Annotated in this window: 12 protein-coding genes; 6 read left to right on the forward strand and 6 right to left on the reverse strand. The window is 65.6% G+C overall.

Annotated elements, in window-relative coordinates; genetic code table 11:
- Positions 1-73 precede the first annotated feature (73 nt).
- Together ACT89O_RS06040 and ACT89O_RS06045 are read left to right on the forward strand one after the other, a co-directional pair.
- A complete protein-coding gene (locus tag ACT89O_RS06040) occupies positions 74-3682 on the forward strand; it encodes a hybrid sensor histidine kinase/response regulator (RefSeq protein ID WP_487262083.1) in 3609 nt (1202 codons plus the stop codon).
- Between the two features lie 2 nt (positions 3683-3684).
- Positions 3685-4755, forward strand: coding sequence for a response regulator (locus tag ACT89O_RS06045; RefSeq protein WP_487262084.1), 1071 nt, complete (start codon positions 3685-3687; stop codon positions 4753-4755).
- A gap of 89 nt (positions 4756-4844) precedes the next feature.
- Here the strand turns inward: ACT89O_RS06045 and ACT89O_RS06050 are convergent, their stop codons facing one another.
- Entirely contained in the window at positions 4845-5171 is a 327-nt protein-coding gene (locus tag ACT89O_RS06050) for a plasmid stabilization protein (protein ID WP_487262085.1), read from the reverse strand.
- A 465-nt stretch (positions 5172-5636) separates the two neighbouring features.
- Positions 5637-6323 (reverse strand): DUF3334 family protein, encoded by a 687-nt coding sequence (locus ACT89O_RS06055; RefSeq protein ID WP_121422533.1) that lies wholly within the window; start codon positions 6321-6323, stop codon positions 5637-5639.
- Between the two features lie 268 nt (positions 6324-6591).
- On the opposite strand from ACT89O_RS06055, the gene ACT89O_RS06060 reads away from it, so the two are divergent.
- Positions 6592-7776: an S-methyl thiohydantoin desulfurase domain-containing protein gene (locus ACT89O_RS06060; protein ID WP_487262086.1), complete on the forward strand. Its 1185-nt coding sequence runs from the start codon at positions 6592-6594 to the stop codon at positions 7774-7776.
- A gap of 22 nt (positions 7777-7798) precedes the next feature.
- Positions 7799-8857, forward strand: coding sequence for a sensor domain-containing diguanylate cyclase (locus ACT89O_RS06065; RefSeq protein ID WP_487262087.1), 1059 nt, complete (start codon positions 7799-7801; stop codon positions 8855-8857).
- Positions 8858-8871: 14 nt separating this feature from the next.
- On the opposite strand, the gene ACT89O_RS06070 is transcribed toward ACT89O_RS06065, so the two are convergent.
- From ACT89O_RS06070 to ACT89O_RS06085, 4 genes are all read right to left on the reverse strand, one after another.
- Positions 8872-10173 carry a UDP-N-acetylglucosamine 1-carboxyvinyltransferase gene (locus tag ACT89O_RS06070; protein ID WP_176888591.1) on the reverse strand — a complete coding sequence of 434 codons (1302 nt, stop codon included), beginning with the start codon at positions 10171-10173 and terminating at the stop codon, positions 8872-8874.
- Positions 10174-10341: 168 nt separating this feature from the next.
- Complete coding sequence (locus ACT89O_RS06075; RefSeq protein ID WP_487260675.1) at positions 10342-11436, reverse strand: IS5 family transposase; 1095 nt, start codon at positions 11434-11436, stop codon at positions 10342-10344.
- 850 nt (positions 11437-12286) lie between these two features.
- Positions 12287-12745: a (2Fe-2S)-binding protein gene (locus ACT89O_RS06080; protein ID WP_487262088.1), complete on the reverse strand. Its 459-nt coding sequence runs from the start codon at positions 12743-12745 to the stop codon at positions 12287-12289.
- Positions 12746-12764: 19 nt separating this feature from the next.
- On the reverse strand, positions 12765-15035 hold the full coding sequence (locus ACT89O_RS06085; RefSeq protein ID WP_487262089.1) for a xanthine dehydrogenase family protein molybdopterin-binding subunit: 2271 nt from the start codon (positions 15033-15035) through the stop codon (positions 12765-12767).
- A 337-nt stretch (positions 15036-15372) separates the two neighbouring features.
- On the opposite strand from ACT89O_RS06085, the gene urtA reads away from it, so the two are divergent.
- Both urtA and urtB read left to right on the forward strand, forming a co-directional pair.
- The gene (gene urtA / locus ACT89O_RS06090) at positions 15373-16644 is read left to right on the forward strand and encodes an urea ABC transporter substrate-binding protein (protein ID WP_176888594.1); all 1272 of its coding nucleotides are present in this window, start codon (positions 15373-15375) and stop codon (positions 16642-16644) included.
- 158 nt (positions 16645-16802) lie between these two features.
- On the forward strand, positions 16803-18383 hold the full coding sequence (urtB, locus tag ACT89O_RS06095; protein WP_487262090.1) for an urea ABC transporter permease subunit UrtB: 1581 nt from the start codon (positions 16803-16805) through the stop codon (positions 18381-18383).
- The last annotated feature ends 13 nt before the right edge of the window (positions 18384-18396 follow it).

Here is an 18396-nt window from a genome sequence, read left to right on the forward strand (position 1 = left end):
GCAGGGGTGGTGCCCACCCGCGGCGGCCGTGGCATGGAAACTGCACTTGCAGGGCTTGTCGCAACCCCTGTCCATGCCTCCCTCCACCGCCTCTCTTGTCCCGCCCGACGTGGCCTCGGCGCCCGCATTGGGGCCGGATGCCGACGCGCAAGCGCCGCAGCAGGTCGTCAAGGTGCGCCGCGACTACAACAGCTGGGTCGCCACCGAGACCATGGAGGACTACGCACTGCGCTACACCCCCCAGCGCTTTCGCAAATGGTCTGAATGGCGGGTGGCCAACACCGCGTTTGGCGCGGCCTCCTTCCTGATCCTGGAGGCCGTGGGCGCCACGCTGCTGGTGCAGTACGGCTTCATCAACGCGTTCTGGGCCATCGTGGCCACGGGGCTCATCATCTTCCTGGCGGGGCTGCCCATCAGCGTGTATGCGGCGCGCTACGGGGTGGACATGGACCTGCTCACGCGCGGCGCGGGCTTTGGCTACATCGGCTCCACGCTCACCTCGCTGATCTACGCGAGCTTCACCTTCATCTTCTTCGCGCTAGAGGCGGCCGTGATGGCCTATGCGCTGGAGCTGGCACTCGACATCCCGCCCACCTGGGGCTACCTGATCTGCGCCATTGTGGTGATTCCGCTGGTCACCCACGGCGTGTCGGCCATCAGCCGCCTGCAGATGTGGACGCAGCCGCTGTGGCTGGTGATGCTGGTGGTGCCGTTTGTGTATGTGATTGTGCGCGATCCTGGTGCGTTTTCCGGCATCGTGCACTACGGTGGTGAATCAATGCGGGGCGCCACATTCCAGCTGCCCTTGTTTGGTGCGGCGCTCACGGTCGGTATTGCGCTCATTACCCAGATGGGGGAGCAGGCCGACTACCTGCGCTTCATGCCCGCATCCACCCCCGCCACACGTGGGCGCTGGTGGCTGGGCGTGCTGGTGGGCGGGCCGGGCTGGGTGGTGCTGGGCGTGCTCAAGATGCTGGGCGGCGCGCTGCTGGCTTATCTGGCGCTCACGCACATGGTGCCTGCCGAGCGTGCGGTGGACCCCAACCAGATGTACCTGGCCGCGTATGAATACGTGTTCCCCCACTACGGCTGGGCGGTGGCGGCCACGGCGTTGTTTGTGGTGGTCTCGCAGCTCAAGATCAATGTGACCAACGCCTACGCAGGCTCGCTGGCGTGGTCGAACTTCTTTTCGCGCCTTACCCACAGCCACCCGGGGCGCGTGGTGTGGGTGGTGTTCAACACCCTCATCGCCTTCATGCTGATGGAGATGAACGTGTTCCGCGCCATGGGCGAGGTGCTGGGGCTGTACTCCAACATCGCCATCGCCTGGATCATGTCGGTGGTGGCCGACCTCGTCATCAACAAGCCGCTGGGTCTGTCGCCCAAGGGCATCGAGTTCAAGCGCGCGCACCTGTACGACATCAATCCAGTGGGCGTGGGCTCGATGGCGCTCGCGTCCATCCTGTCCATCAGCGCGCACCTGGGCCTGTTCGGACCGCTGCCGCAGGCGTTCTCGGCGGTGATTGCGATGGCGGTGGCCTTTGTCACCGCACCGCTCATTGCCTGGGCCACTGGAGGGCGCTACTACATTGCGCGCCAGCCCGATCCCACTGCGGTGACCGATGTGGTGGCGGTGCCCATGCACGGTCCGGTCAGCGGCAAACAAGGTGCTGACCTGGGCAGCTACGTGCGCTACACCGTGCAGCGCTGCGTGATCTGCGAGCGCGAGTACGAAGCCCCGGACATGGCCCAGTGCCCTGCTTACCGGGGGGCTATCTGCTCGCTGTGCTGCACGCTCGATGCGCGCTGCGGCGACCTGTGCAAACCCCACGCGAGCATGGCGGTGCAGTGGTCGGCCGCGCTGCGCTGGGTGCTGCCGCGCGCCATGTGGCGCTACCTGGACACGGGCCTGGGTCACTTCCTGCTGCTGATGCTGGTGATCGCGCCGCTGCTGGCCTCGGTGATGGGGCTGCTGTACCACCAGGAGCTCAACACCATCGCCCAGGCGGCCACTGACACCGAGGTGATGGCGGCACCCGAAGTGGCGCTGCGCTCGGGCCTGCTCAAGGCCTATCTTGCACTGCTGGTCATTTCGGGCATCGTGGCCTGGTGGCTGGTGCTGGCGCACAAAAGCCGCCAGGTGGCTCAGGAGGAATCCAACCGCCAGACCGGCCTTCTGGTGCGCGAGATCGAGCTACACCGCCAGACCGACGAGGCCCTGCAGACCGCGCGCAGCGTGGCCGAGCAGGCGCGCCAGGTGGCCGAAGAAGCCAAGCGTGCTGCCGACCAGGCCAACCACGCCAAAAGCCGCTACATCAGCGCCATCAGCCACGAGATCCGCACGCCGCTCAACTCCATCCTGGGCTACGCGCAGCTGATGGGCGAGGACGCGGGCGTGCCCCCGCACCGCAAGCAGGCGGTGCATGTGATCCGCCGGGGGGGCGAGCACCTGCTCTCGCTCATCGAGGGCACGCTCGATATTGCGCGCATCGAATCCGGCAAGCTCACGCTGGACGTGACGCCCATGCGTTTTTCCGATGGCCTGCACGAGATGGCCAGCCTGTTTGAACTGCAGGCCGCGGCCAAGGGCCTGGCCTTCCAGTTTGATGTGCTGGGCGTGATTCCGGAAGTGGTGCGTGCCGACGAAAAGCGTCTGCGCCAGATCCTCATCAACCTGCTGGGCAACGCCGTCAAGTTCACCTCGCACGGCACCGTCACGCTGCGCGTGCGCTATGCACGCGAAATGGCGCGCATCGAGGTGCAGGACACGGGGCCAGGCCTCACAGCCGAGGAGATCGAGCGCATCTTCGAGCCCTTTGCGCGCGGCGGCTCGGGCGGTGGCAACACCGCGGCCGCGCCGGGCGCAGGCCTGGGCCTGACCATTGCCAAGATGCTCACCGCGCTCATGGGCGGCGAGCTGACGGTGAGCAGCACCCCAGGCGTGGGCTCTGTGTTCCACGTCAAGCTGTTTCTGCCCGAGGTGCATGGGGATGCGCTGGGCAAGGCGGCGGCGCCTGTGGCTGTGCAAGCCCAGCGCGCGCGCAGAGGGTATGCCGGCGAGCGCCGCCGCATCCTGGTCGTGGACAACGAAGAGCCCGACCGCGAGCTGCTGGTGCAACTGCTCGAACCCCTGGGCTTTGAGCTGCGCCAGGCGGCCAGCGGCCACGATGCGCTGGATCTCCTGGCCACCGGCTACCGGCCGCACGCAATCTTCATGGACCTGGCCATGCCGGGCATCGACGGGTGGGAGACCTTGCGGCGCGTGCGGCAGATGCGGTTGCCGAACGTGCATTGCGCCATTGTTTCCGCCAATGCGTTTGACAAGGCGCTGGACAACGACGTGGACATCCGCCCCGAAGACTTCATCGTCAAGCCCGTGCGCCATAGCGAGCTGCTCGACTGGCTGGAGCGCCGTTTGGGGTTGCTGTGGCAATACGGCGAAGCCAATACGACCCCCGCCTTGCCTGCGGCAGCGGATGCGCCCCTCACATACCCCGACACCACCGCCCTTGCCGCCTTGGCCCAGGCAGTGTCTTTGGGCTACTACCGTGGCATCCTCAACACGCTGGACGACATTGAACGCAGCCAGCCCGCGCACAGCGCTTTTGTGGGCACCATGCGGCAGCTGGCCAAGCAGTTCCAGTTCGATGCCATGGGCCAGATCCTGGAGCAGGCGCCATAGTGATGACCACCGCCAACCCATCTTCCTTGCACGCGTCTGCAGCGCCCGGTGCAGCGCTGGACCGCACCGACAGCGACGTGGTGCTGATCGTGGACGACGTTCCCGACAACCTGGCCGTGCTGCACGACGCGCTGGATGAATCGGGCTACACCGTGCTGGTCGCCACGCATGGCGAGGCGGCCTTGCAGCGTGCCGCGCAGGCCCTGCCCGACATTGTTCTGCTCGACGCCATGATGCCCGGCATGGACGGTTTTGAAGTCGCCCGGCGCCTGAAGGCATCGCCCGCCACGGCGCACATCCCCATCATCTTCATGACCGGCCTGACCGAGACCGAGCACCTCGTGGCCGCGCTGGAGGCGGGTGGCGTGGACTACGTCACCAAGCCCATCAAGCCCCGCGAGGTGATGGCGCGCATGGGCGTGCACCTGGGCGCAGCCCGCAAGGCCCGGCAGGACGCCCGCCAGGCCCGCGAGGCGCGCAACGCGCTCGATGCGTTTGGCTACGCCAGCATCACCGTGCGTGCGTCGGACGGCCGCATCGTCTGGCAAACCCCGCTGGCGCGCGAGCTGCTGCAAAGCTACTTTGGCGAAGTGAGCCCCGAAGGCACGCCCACCGCATTTGGCCAATGGGCGCCCGAGCCGGTGCAGGCCTGGCTGCGCCGCCATGTGCTGGCCGACAACGCCGCCGAGCTGCTGGCCGCATCGCTGGCGGAACCGCCACGTCTGGCGGTGGAACAGGGCGCGCGCCGCCTCACCTTCCGCCTGCACCAGCAGGCGGGGGACAGCGCCGGCGGCGGCGACTGGCTCATCGTGATGCGCGAGGTGTCGGACGCGAAGATCATCGAATCCATGAGCCTGTCCTTCAAGCTCACCGCGCGCGAGGCCGAGGTGCTGTACTGGGTGGTCAAGGGCAAGATCAACCGCGACATCGGCGACATCCTGGGCGCAAGCCCCGCCACGGTGAAGAAACACTTGGAGCGCGTGTTCGCCAAGCTGGGGGTGGAGACGCGCACCGCAGCGGCGGCCATGGCCATGAACCGCATCCGGCAGCTGCACCCGCAGTTTGAGGGATAGATTTTGGTGTTTTTGGCCGCTAGCGCTGGTTGCTAAAGCGCTGGTAGCTATGAATTTTGAAGAGCCAGTGTGACCGCCTAGGCCGCGCGTCAGCGGCCCACAGCCTTCTCCAGCTCTTGCTTGTTCATCTTTGAGCGCCCCTTGATCCCCTGCCGTTTGGCGTCTTCGTAGAGCTGATCCCGGGTGCGCCCCTGCGGGCCACGGTGCGAGTTCCTGCCTCCGCGCACGGGCGCAGGCGTGGCATGCAGGGTCTGAGGGGCGGCGGTTTTACTTTCGCCGTGCTGTGCGCGTTCCTTGTTGACCGTGCGGGCCGCGATTTCCTCGGCCGTGTCTTCGTCCTTGCCGCGTTCCAGCAGGCTGTCCTTGATGTGTTCGTACTGGCGCTCGCGTTTGGCGCTCCAGGTTCCGCGTGGCATGGTGGGCTCCTTCGAGTGGCAGGGTGATGAGCGTTTCAGCTTAGGCCCTGGCCCGGCGGCCCCGGTCAGTGTTGCGCGGGGGCGGGTGTAGGACGCATGCCCCGCATGTCTTCTGAAGGGAGTGGTAGCCCTAGTCCACTGAAACCGAGAAATCGGCTGAGCGTGAGGGTCTGGCAGGGCCGCACTCTAGGCGGCGGGCGCAGCCGGGTTGCACACCCGGCGAGCACGGCAACGACGAGGGCGGCCCTGCCAGACCCTCACCCTTCGGGCCGGGGTGGCAGCAGGCGCATCGCGGCGTTGCGGACTTTGCCAAGGCGGTCAGCCTTGGCCGCAGTCCGCGCCTTGCGCTGCACCCGCTGCCACCTCGGCGCACAGCCGATTTCTCGGTTTCAGTGGACTAGTTGGGTCAAAAATCGGCTTTAGCGCTTATTTGACAAGCGCTTATAGCTATTATTTTTGAATCAACTACATCCCCAGCGACTTCAGCAGCGCGTCTGTGTCGTCCTGCCCCGCAGGCGGTGGCGCGGGCACGGGAGGGGCTTCTTGCGACTGGGCCATCAGCGCGTCGGCATCCGGCACTTCCTGCGCCTCGAAGTCGTAGAGCTTGATGAACTCGGTGCGGTCGATGGCCAGTTCCAGGTAGAAGATGTTGTTGTTGCTGGTGTAGAAGGTCACACGCCGGGCTTCGGGCTTGTCCAGGTTGGCGTCCACGCTCAGCATCACCTGCTTGTTCAGCACCAGCATCTTGGGCTGGTTCTGGGTGATGTGGGTCTGCAGCTCGCGGCGCACCTTGCCGGTGAAGTCGCCCACCACCTGGTTCATCAGCTCGCCCATCACGTTGCTCACTTCGTCCGACGTGTAGGAGCTGACCAGATCGTCCTTGGACATGCCCATGTTCAGCAGGTAGTTGGCATACAGCTCCATCGCGGCCTGGGCCGAGAAGTTGATGATGACCAGCCCCGAGAAGCCGCCATCGAACAGCACAAAACAGCCGATGTCGGGCTTGAGGCACGTCTTGCTGATGCGTTGCACCATGCCGGAGTAGTGGATCTGGCTGTGGGTGGCCACGTTCAAGACCCGGGTGACGGAGTTGCACAGGCTGATCAGCAGATCTTCGGTGCCGTAGACGGGGGATTTATCGGGGAGGCTCATGGTGTGGGTAGGCATCTGCCAGGAAAAACAACAACAAAACTGCAACGCAGACAGAGCATAGGCGATGGCGCACCGCGAGGCCAGAGTGCTTTCCGCCCTGGTGCGCTCAGCTGCGGGTGTTGGCCGTGCGGTTCTTGGGCGTGGAACTTGCGTGCCCTTGATCCGGGTCATACCACGTTGGCGCCCTGGGCCCGCATGGGATGCAGCGGATTGACAACCAACCGGGCAGGCGTATCGTGCCTCCCATACCAAAAGAGAGGGGCGCCAGATGGGTGTTGTCTATAACTATGGGTTGGCCGATTTCCAATCGATTGCGGCGGGCGCAGCGGTTTTGGCCAGTGGGGGGGGCGGCAGCTACCACGACGCTTGTTCGATCCTTCAGGAGCTGGCTGGTCAGGGCTGGAGCGGCACGGTCACGGTGCAGGACTATGACGGCGCCACCAACGCCTGTGTGCTCGCCATCATGGGCTCGCCCGATGCGGCCGACAGCCTCACGCTGTCTGCGGTGCAGAACTCGGTCAGCAACACCGTGGCCGTGATGGAGGCCAGTACCGGTGCCCTGCTGGGCGCCTTGATCCCTGTGGAGATCGGGCCCATCAATTCGCTCGTGCCGCTCATTGGCGCGGCCATGTCGCAGGGCGCGGTCTGGGTGGTCAACGGCGATGGCGCCGGCCGTGCCGTGCCCGAACTGCCCCAGACCACCTTCACCGGCGGTGCGCAGCTTGCGCCGTGCCCCGCTGTGCTGGCCAGCGATGCCTCTACGCTGGTGGATCTGGAATCCGCTGTGCTGGGCGCTTCTACCGCTGCGCGCGTGGAGACCCTGGCGGGTGGCGTGGTGGCCGGGTTTGGCGGGTATTCGGGCATTGCCATGTGGCCCTCCAACGCGGGCAACGGTTTTGCGTTGTCGGGCAGCTACATTCCGGGCACGCTGGAGCAGGCGCGGGGGCTGGGGCAGTTTCTGCTGCAGGCCGCCACGCCGCCCGCCACCGCTGCAGTGGCCGGTGCGATCACCACGATCACCGGCCGCTCTGCCAGCGCGGTGGTGACCAACTTTTTCATCACCTCGGTCACGCAGTCCACGTCCAGCGCGTCGCTGGATTCGGGCATCATCCGCCTGGACAACACACAGGACCCGAGCCTGAGCACCGAGACGCACTATCTGTACAACCTGAACGAGAACCTCATCATGTACTCGTCTGCGAGCGTGGCGCCCGATGTCATCGCCCCCGACTCCATCTGCTACTACTCGGAAAGCACGGGCCGAGGCTTCTCCAACGCCAGTGACGACCTGGCCCTGTACTTTGACGCCGCCACGGGCAAAAGCACGGGCCAGATGGTGAGCGTGATCGCCGTACGGACGGCCCCCCAGCTTTACAACACCCCGGGTGTCGTGGCTTCGTTTGCCGGTTTGCTGCGCAACATGGGTTACGCCGGGGCCATGCCGTCGGCCTGAAGAATCAAGGGTTTTTGCCGCCATGGGTGATGAAGCAGACCTGAACAAGGAGCGGCTGGAGCTGGTGCTGGAGGCCGCCGGGCTGGACCTGTGGGAGAACGATCTGGTCAGCGGCCAGGTCACCCACAAGGCCACCAAGACCTTTGAGGAGCTGGGTTTTACCCAGGACGAAATCGTGACGGGCGTGCAGGACATCTTTGGCCTGTTCCACCCTGGCGACCTGGAAAGCGTCAAGCAGGCGGTGGCCGACCACGTGGCAGGCATCACACCGCAGTACCGTGCCGAGTTCCGGCTGCGCTCCAAGGCGGGCGAGTGGATCTGGTTTGCCAACTACGGCCGCATCATGGACCGAAGCAGCGCCACGCCCGGCAAGCGGTTGATTGGCGTCACCTTCAACATCCATGACCGCAAGCAGAAGGAAGACGAGATTGCGCAGATCAACCAGCAGCTGCTGGAGCAGAACAAGCTGCTGCAAGAGCTCAATACCGCGCTGGAGCTGCTGGCCGCCAATGACTCGCTGACGGGCCTGGCCAACCGGCGCACGCTGATGGAACTGGGCGCGAACGAATGCAAACGCACCGAGCGTTTTGACCACCCGCTGTCCCTGCTGGTGGTGGACATTGACCTGTTCAAGACGGTCAACGACGCCTGGGGGCACCTTGCGGGAGACCGCGTGATCTGCGCCGTGGCCCAGGCCTGCGCGGCGCGCAAGCGCAGTGGTGTGGACATCGTGGCGCGGTTCGGGGGCGAGGAGTTTGTGATCGTATTGCCCGAAACCGATGGCGTCAGCGCCTTGCGTGTGGCCGAATCACTGCGCCACGATGTGGCCGCGTTGAGCGTGCCCGTGAATGAGCAGGGTGCGAGCGCTTCGGTCACCGTGAGCATCGGTGTGGCCACGATGCACAAGGGCTCGGGCATCGGCTTTGAAGAGCTGGTCAACCGTGCCGACAAGGCCCTGTACCGCGCCAAGGGCACGGGGCGCAACGCCGTGTACTGCGCCGATGTGCAGCAGGGTGGGGCCCCTGCGGTCCATGTACTCATCGAGCCGGACGAAGACGCAGACGGCGTTGTCACCGCCTGAGCACCGTCCGCTCCTCACTCCTCGCTCGTCCACTCCACCTGCACGCCCAGGCTGCGCAGGTTCTCCACGAAGTGCGGGTGGGCGCGGCGGATGGGTGTGGCGTTGCGGATCTCCGAGCGCCCGGGGGTGCTCGCCGCCACCATGAAGAGCGCAATCGCCACGCGGATGATGTAGGGGCTCTCGACCACGGCCGGGGTCAGCGGGTTGCCGCCAAAGGTCACCAGACGGTGCGGGTCGGACTGGAACACATGCGCGCCAAACTTCGACAGCTCGCCCGCCCAGCCTAAAGCGCCGTCGTACACCTTGTTCCAGAACAGCGCATTGCCCTCAGCCCGCACACCGAGGGCGATGAAAATGGGCAGCAGGTCCACCGGAAAGTACGGCCAGGGCGCCGCCTCCACCTTGGTCAGCACATTGCTGGTGAACGGCGTCTGCACCTTGAGCGGGCCCGCGCAGTGCGCGCGCGACCAGCCGTCCTCGTGCGTGATCGTGACGCCAAACTTGGCGAACGTGCGGTCGATGAGCGGAAAGTTCTCGGGCGCGCTGTTCTTCACCACCACGTCACCCCCCGTGATCGCGCCCAAGGCGAGGAAGGTGGTGATCTCGTGAAAATCCTCGTCGAAACGGAACTCCCCGCCGCGCAGTTGCGTGCCGCCATGCACCGTGATGCGCGAGGTGCCCATGCCCTCAATGCGCACGCCGATCATGGTCATGAAGCGGCAGAACTCCTGCACGTGGGGCTCCGACGCGGCGTTCGTCAGCACCGACGTGCCCTCGGCCGTGGCGGCGCACAACACGAAGTTCTCGGTGGTGGTGACCGATGCGTAGTCCAGCCAGTGGTGGTTGGCCTGCAGCCTGCCGTCGCAGCGGATCAGCAGCGAGCCTTCGGCCCGTTCCACGCGCCCGCCAAAGCGGTGGAACACCTCCACATGCGGATCGATCTCGCGCACGCCCAGGGTGCAACCCTTGACGTTGTCCTCCAGCCGCGCCACGCCAAAGCGCGCCAGCAGCGGGGGCACCAGCATGATGGACGAGCGCATTTCCTCGGGCAGGCGGTGGAGGGCGGCATCGAACGTGGTGGCGTGGTGGTGCAACTCCAGCGTGCCGGTGGCGTGGTCCATGCGCACATCGCTGCCCAGCGTGCGGAAGATGTCGAGGATCTTGCGCACATCGGTGATGTCGGGCACGCCGAGCAGCCTGAGTGGCTCGTTGGTGAGCAGCGTGGCGCACAGCACGGGCAGTACCGCGTTCTTGTTGGCAGAAGGAATGATGCGGCCCCGCAGCGGGGTGCCGCCGTGGACGACGAGGTTGGACATGGGGAGGGAGGATAAGAGGCCTGGGCGGGCCAGGGGTTGCGCGAGGTCGATACTCTAACTGGGTTGTGTGTATGGGGGCGGTGTGCCTGGTTTGTGGGCGGAGGCCGGGGAGCGCGCCCGGCAGCGCGGTAACTTTCTTTCGCGTCGCCGAGAGGGTGTAGAAGAAATCTATCTCAACCGCCCCAGCAGCATCCGCGCCTGCGCCAGCCACACCCATGCCTGCGCATAGAACGGCTTGCGATCATGGTGCATCACAAGCCTTCGGTTACGCTCCAGCCATGCATGGGTGCGCTCCACCACCCAACGCTTCTTGGGCATGGCCACCGGCTGCTCTTCGCTCCACAACGATTGCTGAGCGTCATCCCAACGGTGACGGCCACTGTTTCGCACTATCTGCACCTGCACCCGGTGCACCTTTTCGATCTCCTGAGCACATTGCCCGGCATATGCACTGTCGGCCCACAACACCTTCAACGACCCGCCTGTGCGTGCGCACGCCTGTGCCACTGCTTGCCCAGCCGCTGCGCGGTCCGGTACAGCGGCGCTGGTGACCACCACCGCCAGCAGCAATCCCAGCGTATCCACGACCAGATGGCGCTTGCGCCCTTGAACCTTCTTGCCCGCATCAAAGCCCAGCGTTCCGCCCTGAGGGCTGCCACGGTTGGATTGGGAGTCGATCACGGCTTCACTGGGCTGCTCTGCGCGCTCCACACGTTGCCGCCACTGCTGGCGCAGACGCTCGTGCAGCGCTTCAAACTTGCCTTGACGGGCCCAGCGTACAAAGGCTTTTTGCACCGACTGCCAGGGAGGATAGATCTGGGTGGGCAGGTTGCGCCAGGACGAGCCGGTGCGCAGCACGTAGCAGCACGCTTCAACCACGCTGCGTCGAGAGTACGTTGCAGGCCGACCTCGCGCGCCGGGCTCTGGTTCGAACAAGTCCTGGGCCAGTGCCCATTCAGCGTCTGTGAGGGCAAGGGCCATGCCCGAGTCGCTGCTGGGGCGATGCAGGGCGGTGTAGCCGTAGCGGGTGCCAGGCTGCTGGGGGTTGGCGCGTGCCAGTTGCTGCTTGGGTCGTGTCCGCTGTAACCCAGCGGCCTTGAGCGCTGCACGCAGGGTCACTGTGCTGGGGGCGTTGCGGCCCATGCGTTCGCCCCAGACCAGGGCCAACTCCGGCAGTGTCGCCTGGGGGTTGTCGCGCACTACCTCGCGCAAGGCTGCGTACTCCCCAGTGGATATCACGGGCGGTCGGCCTGTCTTTGCCATTGCATTGCTCCTGCTTGGTCAGTGCGACAGGATTTTAATTTATTTCTTCTACACCCTCCGAAAGAAAGTCACCAAAGAAAGGGCGACCCCCAGTCTGCGACCCCTTCGCGTTGCGAAGGGGCAACCTGCGGCGGGGCGGTTGCGGGGTGCGCCGTGGAACTCGCTTTGCGCTGGCGCGCGCCGCTCGGACAACCACGGCGAGTCAGTTCACAAGGCATGGGCGCTTCGACGCCCATGCTCACCCCACATCCGCCCCGCCGCAGGCGCAGCCAGCAGGGGGTTGGGCACCCGAACATCCAACAGCCGAACAGCCACACGGGCTGTTGCTTCGCTCGGCCTCACCTCGCGGGCGCAAGCGCCACGCGCTGCGCAAACTGGGCCGAGCGAAGCAATGGCCCGAATGGATGTCCGCTCCCCGGGTTCCCTTCAGGATGCGCCGAGGAGCGCAGCGGCCAGCGGATCAGGGCTCGCGATTGTCTGAGCGCAACGCAGTGGAGCGAGTTCGAGCGAGACCCCGCTGGACGCGAGCACCGCAGGTTTCCCCACACGCCCGCAAGGGCGTGTGGGGACGCAGCGTGTAGGGTCGCCTTCTCTTTGGTGACTTTCTCTTGGCGAGGCAAGAGAAAGTTACTGCGCCGCCGGGCGCACACCCCGGCCTCCGCCCTCCAACCAGGCATGCGGCAAATCCAGTGCACAAGCCCAGGCTTCGTCAAGCTCAGCCCGAACGGGCAGATGAACCGATCAGACCCTGACAAACTCAGCCCGAATGGCCGACAGCCTGGGATGTGCTACAAAAATAATAGCTATAAGCGATTTATGGACAAGCGCCAGCGGCAGAAACAACCAAAAATCAACCCCGCCCCTCAGCCGCCCGATGAATCGCCGCCCGAATCCTCGGATACGTCCCGCACCGGCACGCATTGCCCCCCATTGCCGCATCAATTTCCGCATCGCTGGGCTTGGGGTTTTTCTTGAGCAGCGCGCAGGCCGACATGAGCTGCCCGCTCTGGCAGTAGCCACATTGCGCCACGTCCAGCACCGTCCACGCGCTGCGCAGGGCGGTGGCCTCGGGGCCTTGTAGCCCCTCAATGGTCGTGATGTCGGCATCGCCCACGGCCGACAGGGGCGTGATGCAGGTGCGCACGGGCTCGCCATTCAGATGCACGGTGCAGGCGCCGCACAGCGCCATGCCGCAGCCAAACTTGGTGCCGTTCATGTGAAGCTCGCCGCGCAGCACCCACAGCAACGGGGTGTCGGGTTCGGCGGTGACGGCGATGGCTTTGCCGTTGATGCGCAAGGTTGTGGACATGGTGGTTCCTTGAATCGATTCAGGCCAGCTTCAGGGGCAGGGCGCGCAGGCGCTGGCCGGTGAGTGCGAAGAGGGCGTTGGCCACCGCAGGCGCAATGGGCGGCACGCCGGGCTCGCCCACGCCCTCGGGCGGTTCGGCGCTGTCGATGATGTGGGTCTCCACCCGTGGGCAGTCGGCCATGCGCAGCAGCGGCACGTCGTGAAAATTACTCTGCTGCACCTGCCCGTCCTTCAGGGTGATCTCGCCATACAGCGCCGCCGTGAGGCCAAACACCACGCCGCTTTCCATCTGCTGCGCTATCAGGTTGGGGTTGATGGCCGCGCCGCAGTCGATCACACACAGCACGCGGTGCACGCGGATGGCCTTGTCCGCCCCCACCGACACCTCGGCCACCTGCGCCACGATGGAGCCGAACGACTGGTGCAGTGCCACACCGCGCGCACGCTTCTCGCCCGCTGCACCCGGAGCCAGCGGTTTTCCCCAGTCCGCGAGCTCGGCCGCCTTTTGCAGCACCTTCAGATGGCGCGGGTGCTTTTGCAGCAGTGCTGCGCGAAAGGCCACGGGGTCCTGCTTGGCCGCGTGAGCCGCTTCATCGACAAAACTTTCCTTGAAGAACGCCTGGTGCGAATGCCCGACCGAGCGCCAGAAGCCCACCGGCAGCGGCAGGTCGACGATCTCGTGCGCAATGCGCGCGTGGGGCCATTCGTAGGGCTGGTCAAACGCGCCTTCGGACGTGGTCTTGTCCGGCCCTGCGCCTGCGAGGCCAAAGGTGCGCACCAGCACCTGCGGCACGATGGCCTGGCCCACCGACACGTTGTGCCACGCCACCAGCTGGCCCTGGGCATCAAACCCGGCCTTGAAGCGCGCCATGCACGCGGGGCGGTAGAAGTCGTGCTGCGTGTCCTGCTCGCGGCTCCACAGCGTTTGCACCGGCGCACCACCGGCCACCTTGGCGATGGCGGCGGCCTGGGCCACGTAGTCGGCCTCCAGCCGGCGGCCAAAGCCGCCACCCAGCAGCAGCTGGTGCACGGTCACTTTTTCGTCGTCGATGCCTAGCGCCTTGGCCGCCGCGCGGCGCGCCAGGCCCGGCACCTGGGTGGATGTCCACACGGTGGCAGCGCCGTCTTTGAACTGCACCGTGCAGTTGATCGGCTCCAGCGCGGCGTGGGCCAGGTAGGGCGCGCGGTAGTCGGCGGTGATGGTGGTCGCAGCGCCTTGCATGGCCGCGTCCAAATCGCCCGCGCTGTGGTAGCCAAAGCCTTTGGCCTGGTCCAGCGCCTGGGCCAGTCGCGCCATCACGGTGTCGCTCGACAAGGCGGCGGCGGGGCCGTGGTCCCATTCCACGGTGACTGCGGCGGCGGCCTTTTTGGCGTGCCACGGCGTGTCGGCAATCACGGCCACACCGCCCGTGCCGCCGTGGTAGGGCGCCACTTCGAGCACGTGCTTCACGCCGGGCAGCTTCTGGGCGGCGGCTGCATCAAAGCGGGCCACCTTGCCGCCGCGCGTGGGGCACATTACGAGACTGGCGTGCAGCAGGCCGGGCGGGTTGGCGTCGATGCCGAAGACGGCCGTGCCATCGAGTTTGGACGGCGCCTCGATGCGCGTGAGCGGCTTGCCGATCAGCTTGAACTGCGCGGGCTCTTTCAGCGTGACCTTGCCCGGCATGGGCTGCTGCGCGGCCAGGGCGGCCAGTTCGCCAAAGGTGGCGCGCTGGCCTGCAGAGTGTTCTACCCAGCCTGCGTTGGCCGTGCACTCGGTCGCCTGCACGCCCCACTGCGAAGCGGCAGCGCGGATCAGCATCGCACGCGCATGGGCGCCAGCTTCGCGCATGGGCAGCCACAGGTCCTTGATGCTGCTCGATCCGCCCGTCATCATCACGCCCACCTCGCGCATCGTCTTGGCAGTCAGCCAGCCGGCCACGGCCTTCATCGAACCATCGTTGTCGGGGTGAAAGGGCAGGCCGTCCACCACCGTGGCGAGGTTGTTGTAGATATCGTCGATGGGCGTCATCTCCAGCCGCACCTGCGCCCAGTCGGCGTCCAGCTCTTCGGCCAGGATGGCGGCCAGGCCCGTGTGGGCGCCCTGGCCCATTTCGGACTTGGCCATCATCACCGTCACGGTGTTGTCGGCCCCCACTTTGACCCAGCCGTTCAAGGCGGCCTGCCCGCTGGTCTGCGGCAGCGGGTCGGACGGGTGCAGGCGCTGGCGCGGCGGCATCACGCCCCAGCCAATGACCAGCGCGCCCGCTGTTGCGGCGCCGCCGAGGAGCACTGTGCGTCGTTTCACCATGGGTTCATTCCTTGTTGGGGCCTTAGCCGCCCATCGTAAATCCGAGGGGCGTTTGTCCACCATCGGGATTGCCGCAGATTTTGAGTGTTTTTGGCCTTCAGCGCTTATATATCAAGCGCTATTAGCTACTGATTGCATAGCGTTTCGCCTACCCGACACAACGCGGCTGACCTAGCGTTGCGCGTTCGCGCCGGGACGCCGTGTACGCCACCCGGCGTATTTCCCAAGCAGGCCCCGCTCTCCAGAATCCATTCCATCGCTCGATCACCCAGGGCCCCGCAAGAGACTGGCGAGCGAAGCGGTTTGATTGATTGAAACCACCACCGGAGAAGCACACATGCAACGTCGTTATTCCCTCAAGGCCCTCGCGGCCGTCGCTACGCTCGCTGGCCTGTCTGCGCTGCCAGCCCACGCACAGGAGACCATCAAGGTCGGCATCCTGCACAGCCTGTCGGGCACCATGGCCATCTCCGAGACCGTGTTGAAAGACACCGTGCTCATGGCCATCGACGAGATCAACGCCAAGGGCGGTGTGCTGGGCAAGAAGCTCGAACCCGTGGTGGTGGACCCGGCCTCCAACTGGCCCCTGTTCGCCGAAAAGACCAAGCAGCTGCTCGGCCAGGACAAGGTCTCGGTCATCTTCGGCTGCTGGACCTCGGTGTCGCGCAAGTCGGTGCTGCCAGTGGTTGAAGAAATGAACGGCCTGCTGTTCTACCCCGTGCAGTACGAGGGTGAAGAGCTGTCCAAGAACGTGTTCTACACCGGCGCCGCGCCCAACCAGCAAGCCATCCCTGCGGTGGACTACCTGATGAGCAAGGACGGCGGCAGCGCCAAGCGCTGGGTGCTCTTGGGCACAGACTATGTGTACCCCCGCACCACCAACAAGATCCTGCGCGCCTACCTCAAGTCCAAGGGCGTGAAGGACAGCGACATCGACGAGAAGTACACCCCGTTCGGCCACTCGGACTACCAGACCATCGTGGCCGACATCAAGAAGTTCAGCCAGGGCGGCAAGACGGCGGTGGTCTCCACCATCAACGGCGACTCTAACGTGCCCTTCTACAAGGAACTGGGCAACGCAGGCCTGAAGGCCAAGGACGTGCCTGTGGTCGCCTTCTCGGTGGGCGAGGAAGAACTGCGCGGCGTGGACACCAAGCCGCTGGTGGGCCACTTGGCCGCATGGAACTACTTCCAGTCCATCAAGAGCCCGGCCAACACCGAGTTCATCAAGAAGTGGAGCGACTACGCCAAGGCCAAGGGCATTGCCGGCCACAAAGACAAGCCGCTCACCAACGACCCGATGGAAGCTACCTACATCGGTATCAACATGTGGGCCCAGGCCGTGACCAAGGCCAAGAGCACTGACACCGACAAGGTGATTGCCGCCATGGCCGGCCAGACCTTCAAGGCGCCCTCGGGCATCGTGAGCAAGATGGACGAGAAGAACCACCACCTGCACAAGAGCGTGTTCATCGGAGAGATCAAGGCCGACGGCCAGTTCAACGTGGTGTGGAAGACCCCCGGCCCGGTAAAGGCCAAGCCATGGTCTCCATATATCGAAGGCAACGACAAGAAGAAGGACGAGCCGGACGGCAAGTCGAAGCTGTGACACCCCCCTGAGGCGCTTCGCGCCTTCACCCCCTCTCTCACGCTTGCGCGTGGGAGGGGGGACGCCGCCAGCGCGGCGGGGCGGCCCTTGCGCGGCGGCCCTGGTCTTGGCCCTGCGCGCTGCACAGGCCTGTTTCTATTTGACCTACCGGCCCTCTCATGTTTGCCTCTTTCTTTCAACGCCTGATCGCCTGCCTGCTGCTGTGTGCAGCCGTGCAGGCGCACGCACTCACGGCCGAGGCGGCGCGGGCCATGGCCAGTGGCGATACCGACGAGCGCATCGCCGCGCTGCAGCAGGCCATTGCCACCCCCGACGACGCCACGCTGGCCTTTATCCGCGCCATGGGTGAAGACGCCGTCAAGATCGCAGGCGACAAGGCCATCGTCATGAAAGACGACAAGGGCTACGACCCGGTGAGTGGCGCCGAGGTGCCCGTGCCCGACGATGCCGAAGACATCGTCAACAACAACCGCATGCGGGGCGAGTTCGACGCAGCGCTGGCTTCGCTGCAACTGCTGTCGCCCGATGTGGCCCAGCGCCGCACCGCCATCGACGCGCTGCGCGAAGAGACCGACGAGGCGCGTCTGCCCCTCATCGAGAAGGCCCTGGCCGCCGAGAAGGACGTTGCCCTGCAAGCCCGGCTCGAAGCCATCCGCGCGCGCATCCTGCTGGCCGGCAGCGACGCGTCGCAGCGCCTGAAGGCCGCGCAGTATCTGGCCACCAGCGGCAACCCTGGCACGCGCACCGTGCTGCTGGAGCAGCTGCGCAATGAACAGGATCCTCAGGTCAAAGCCGCCATCCAGGCCGCGCTGACAGCGGTGGAAGGCCGCCTGCAGTGGGGCGAGAAGCTGGCCGCGCTTTTCACTGGCATCAGCCTGGGCTCCATCCTGCTGTTGGTGGCGCTGGGCCTTGCCATTACCTACGGGCTGATGGGTGTGATCAACATGGCCCACGGCGAGCTGATGATGATCGGCGCCTATGCCACCTATGTGATGCAGGGTGTGTTCCAGCGGTACTTTCCGGGTGCGTTCGACTGGTACCTGGTCGCGGCCGTGCCGGTGGCATTCATGGCGTCGGCCCTGATGGGCGCGGTGCTGGAGCGCAGCGTGATCCGCTTCTTGTATGGCCGCCCGCTGGAGACGCTGCTGGCCACCTGGGGCATCAGCCTGATGCTGCAGCAACTGGTACGCACCGTGTTCGGCGCGCAGAACGTGGGTGTGGAAAACCCCGCGTGGATGAGCGGCGGCGTGCAGCTCATGGAAAACCTGCAGCTGCCCTGGAACCGCGTGATCATCGTCGCCTTCGCGCTGGCGGTGCTGGCCGGTGTGGCCTTCCTCATCAGCAAAACGCGCCTTGGCCTGTTTGTGCGCGGCGTGACGCAGAACCGGCCCATTGCCTCGTGCATGGGCGTGAACACGGCTCGGGTGGATACCTATGCCTTTGCACTGGGCTCGGGCATCGCGGGTCTCGCGGGCTGCGCGCTGAGCCAGGTGGGCAACGTGGGGCCCGACCTGGGGCAGAGCTACATCGTGGACTCGTTCATGGTGGTGGTGCTGGGCGGCGTGGGTCAGCTGGCCGGCACCGTGTATGCCGCGCTGGGCCTGGGTGTGCTCAACAAGTTCCTCGAAGGCTGGACGGGCGCCGTGCTGGCCAAGATCGCCGTGCTGGTATTCATCATCATCTTCATCCAGAAGCGACCGCAGGGCATCTTTGCGGTCAAGGGGCGTACGGCCGATTGAGGCCGATAGAGAC

The sequence above is a fragment of the Acidovorax sp. NN32 genome, from assembly GCF_057597245.1.

Excerpts from the sequence above, each read along its gene's own strand:
- ACT89O_RS06040 (WP_487262083.1), top strand. The coding sequence starts at position 74 with ATGCCTCCCTCCACCGCCTCTCTTGTCCCGCCCGACGTGGCCTCGGCG.
- ACT89O_RS06045 (WP_487262084.1), top strand. The coding sequence starts at position 3,685 with ATGACCACCGCCAACCCATCTTCCTTGCACGCGTCTGCAGCGCCCGGT.
- ACT89O_RS06050 (WP_487262085.1), bottom strand. The coding sequence starts at position 5,171 with ATGCCACGCGGAACCTGGAGCGCCAAACGCGAGCGCCAGTACGAACAC.
- ACT89O_RS06055 (WP_121422533.1), bottom strand. The coding sequence starts at position 6,323 with ATGAGCCTCCCCGATAAATCCCCCGTCTACGGCACCGAAGATCTGCTG.
- ACT89O_RS06060 (WP_487262086.1), top strand. The coding sequence starts at position 6,592 with ATGGGTGTTGTCTATAACTATGGGTTGGCCGATTTCCAATCGATTGCG.
- ACT89O_RS06065 (WP_487262087.1), top strand. The coding sequence starts at position 7,799 with ATGGGTGATGAAGCAGACCTGAACAAGGAGCGGCTGGAGCTGGTGCTG.
- ACT89O_RS06070 (WP_176888591.1), bottom strand. The coding sequence starts at position 10,173 with ATGTCCAACCTCGTCGTCCACGGCGGCACCCCGCTGCGGGGCCGCATC.
- ACT89O_RS06075 (WP_487260675.1), bottom strand. The coding sequence starts at position 11,436 with ATGGCAAAGACAGGCCGACCGCCCGTGATATCCACTGGGGAGTACGCA.
- ACT89O_RS06080 (WP_487262088.1), bottom strand. The coding sequence starts at position 12,745 with ATGTCCACAACCTTGCGCATCAACGGCAAAGCCATCGCCGTCACCGCC.
- ACT89O_RS06085 (WP_487262089.1), bottom strand. The coding sequence starts at position 15,035 with ATGGTGAAACGACGCACAGTGCTCCTCGGCGGCGCCGCAACAGCGGGC.
- urtA (WP_176888594.1), top strand. The coding sequence starts at position 15,373 with ATGCAACGTCGTTATTCCCTCAAGGCCCTCGCGGCCGTCGCTACGCTC.
- urtB (WP_487262090.1), top strand. The coding sequence starts at position 16,803 with ATGTTTGCCTCTTTCTTTCAACGCCTGATCGCCTGCCTGCTGCTGTGT.